Raw genomic sequence first — 3,154 nt, forward strand, 5'->3', positions numbered from 1 at the left:
TTCAGTACCGCAGCGACGTGATCGACGGCTGCCTCACCGGCACCGGACTCACCCCCGCCCCACCATGACGACATCACGCATTCAAGGTCAGTAGGAAGCCAGGGGCCGGAGCCACTCACCGATGAAGGCGGCGAACGTACGCCGTCACGCGCTCCAGGGGGGCGCCGGTTCGGCTCACCGGCGACGGCGCCCCGGGCAGCTGCGCTTCGAGGTGGTGAACGGCCGCAGGGCGGGGCGGCTGCCGGGGGACGTAGACGCAGCGGTCTGCCACATGCTGGGCGCGTCGCGGCCCTCCGCGACGCCGACCAGCCGACCGGCCGACCCGCTCAGCGTCATGTCCTGCTCGGGGCGTCGTGTCCCGCTCAGGGCGCCGCGCCCCTGGTCGGACACCACGCCCGCACCCGGGCCCTGGCCCCCGCCCCGGCCCCGCCCCCTGTTCGGCAGCCCCTGCCCCTCCATCCGGCTCGGCTACCCTCAGCCGCATGGTGTTCGATTCCGCTCATTTCGATCTCCAGCCCTATGCCGGTTTCGACATGGACTCCTACGTCCGGCGGACGCACTGCAGCTGGGAGGACTCCCACTGGCACTCGTTGCTCGTCCAGCGGTTCCACCACGTTCCGGTCGTCGAGAACATGGAGTTGCCGGCCGCGGCGGACCTGCACCTGGTCCTGCCCGTGGGCGGCCAGGCCGTGATGGAGACGCGGACCGGCGGCCGGTGGCACCGTCACACCTGGCGGCCGGGCCGGCTCGAACTGGGTGTTCCCGACCGGCCGGCCCTCCGCCGCTATCGCGGGCACGAGCCGTTGCGCAGCGTGCAGGTGCACATCCCGCGCGGCACCGTCGAACGGGCCGCGGCGCAGCTGGGGGGCCGTACGGTGGATTACGAAGGCATGGTGGCCTCCGTGGCCGCCGGGGAGGACCCGCTGCTCCTGGAGGCGGTGCGCGCCATCGGCTCGGCGGAGGAGGTCGGGGACCTGTACGCCGAATCGTCGGCCGCCTTCTTGGCCGTACACCTGCTCACCCGTCATTCCCGGGCCCCTGAACGGCCGTCGCCCGCACGGGAGGACACCCGCGTCCGCGCGGCGATCGCGCTCATGCGTGACCGGCTGGCGGAACCGCTGACTCTGGCCGATATCGCGGACGAGGTGCATCTGAGCGTCTTCCATCTCGTGCGCGTGTTTCGCGGGGCAACGGGAGAAACGCCCCACCGCTACCTCATCCGTCTGCGTATCGAAGAGGCGAAACGCCTGCTGCGGGACACGGACCTCACGACCGCCCGGATCGCGGAGCACTGCGGATTCGCCGACCCCAGCGCCCTGTCGACGGCGTTCCTGCGCCACACCGGCGTCCGCCCCTCGGCGTACCGCAATTCCTGACTACCGCGCGGCAATCCCAGGCATGGGCCCGGTCGGTGACCGTACCTAGGGTTTCGTCCATGTCTGAAACTCCGCCTGTGTCCGGAAAAACGTCTGTGTCTGGAAAGTCGCTTTCGCTCGGAAATTCATCTGCGTCCGGCGGCACGCCGACCGCGCCTGGGGTCGGTCGGATCGAGCCCTGCCCCATCCGCATTCCCGACCGTGAGCTGACGCTCCTGCGTGCCCGTCTCGACGAGGTCCGGCTCCCCGAGCCCGAAACGGTGCCGGACGCGACACAGGGCATCGAGCTCAACCGGCTGAAGACGCTGCTCAGTGCCTGGCGAGAGCACGACTGGCGGGCCACGGAGGGCCGGTGGAACGCGATTCCCCACTTCCGCGCCCTTGTCGACGGCCTGAGCATCGCCTTCTGGCACGTGCGCTCGCCCGAACCCACGGCGCTCCCTCTGGTGTTGACCCATGGCTGGCCGGGCTCCGTACTCGAATTCGAGAACGTCCTCGGGCCGCTCACCGATCCCGTCGCTCATGGCGGTTCCGCCGAAGACGCCTTCCATGTGGTCGTGCCGTCGCTGCCGGGGTTCGGGTTCAGTGAGCGTCCGCGTGAGCGCGGCTGGCAGCCTGCCCGTACGGCGCGGGCGTGGGCCGAGTTGATGACCGCGCTCGGCTACGAGCGGTTCGGCGCGCACGGTGGGGACTGGGGCGCGTTCGTCAGCACCGAACTGGCGCGCCAGATGCCCGAGCGCGTCGCGGGTCTGCACCTGACGATGCCGCTGGCCTCTCCCCTGCCGGAGGACCGGAACGCGCCGGACCCGGCGGAACAGCGCATGCTGGAGCGACGCGACACCCATCTCGCGGACGGCTACGGCTTCGGGTTGATCATGGCGACGCGTCCGCAGACGCTCGGCTACGCCCTGCTCGACTCCCCCGCCGGCCTGGCGGCGTGGCTCGGTGAGAAGTTCGCCGCCTACTCCGACACCCGGCCCGAGGCCGGTGGCGGGGTGAGCGTGTCGCAGCAGGTGGACAACATCGCCCTGTACTGGCTGACCGGGACCGGTGCCTCCTCCGCCCGCTGGTACTGGGAGGCCATGCGGTGGGTGCCCCGCAGCGCCGAAGAGGAGAACGCGCAACCGGTGACGACGCCGACGGCCTGCTCCCTGTTCCCGGCCGAGCCGTGGCCGACCGCCCGGCGCTGGGCGGAGCGCCGCTATCACGACATCCGCTCGTGGCGCGAAATGGACCGCGGCGGCCACTTCCCCGGTCTGGAGCAACCGGACCTGCTGGTTGCCGAAATCCGGGCCGCATTCCAGCACGCGCGTCCTCGCGCGGGCGGTTCCGCGCGGTGACGTCTTCTCATCGCGGGTTCCCGCTGCTCCAGCAGTGCCGCGCCAGGGCCAGGGTGTGCTGGAGGGCGGCGAGCCGGCCGATGGTGCGGGTGCGCGGCGGCGGTTGTCTACGGACTGCGCTTCGCCCGCGGCGCCGTGCGCGAGGTCTGCGCCGCCCCCTGGGGCGCGGAAGCGCGGATGCTGCAGCAGGAGCTGAGCGAAGTCCCCCGGGTGCAGGAGGCTTTGCGGGTCTACCTGGAGGCCTCCGATGTCCTGTGGGAGCCCCTCGGCCAGCGTCCCGAAGCCCTCCTCCCGTCCAGACTCCGGGAACCGTGACGACCGCTGACGGGGGCACGACCCCTCAGGGGTGGTTTTATGAACCACTTTGTCGCTCGCCAACCCCCCGGGGTGTGGGGCGCGGACGGAGGAGGTGTTTTTGGGGATTGATGATATTTGGTT

At 71.0% G+C, this 3,154-nt stretch carries 3 protein-coding genes; all 3 read left to right on the forward strand.

The annotated features are described in order from the left end of the window. Positions 1-482: 482 nt before the first annotated feature. Positions 483-1,376, forward strand: coding sequence for a helix-turn-helix domain-containing protein (locus ACFV57_RS42595; RefSeq protein ID WP_385244666.1), 894 nt, complete (start codon positions 483-485; stop codon positions 1,374-1,376). A gap of 95 nt (positions 1,377-1,471) precedes the next feature. Next, a complete protein-coding gene (locus tag ACFV57_RS42600) occupies positions 1,472-2,716 on the forward strand; it encodes an epoxide hydrolase family protein (RefSeq protein ID WP_385244669.1) in 1,245 nt (414 codons plus the stop codon). 177 nt (positions 2,717-2,893) lie between these two features. Then, positions 2,894-3,031 (forward strand): hypothetical protein, encoded by a 138-nt coding sequence (locus tag ACFV57_RS42605; protein ID WP_385244672.1) that lies wholly within the window; start codon positions 2,894-2,896, stop codon positions 3,029-3,031. Positions 3,032-3,154 lie beyond the last annotated feature (123 nt).

Origin of the sequence: Streptomyces sp. NPDC059788, assembly GCF_042732265.1 — a bacterium.
GTDB lineage: Bacteria > Actinomycetota > Actinomycetes > Streptomycetales > Streptomycetaceae > Streptomyces.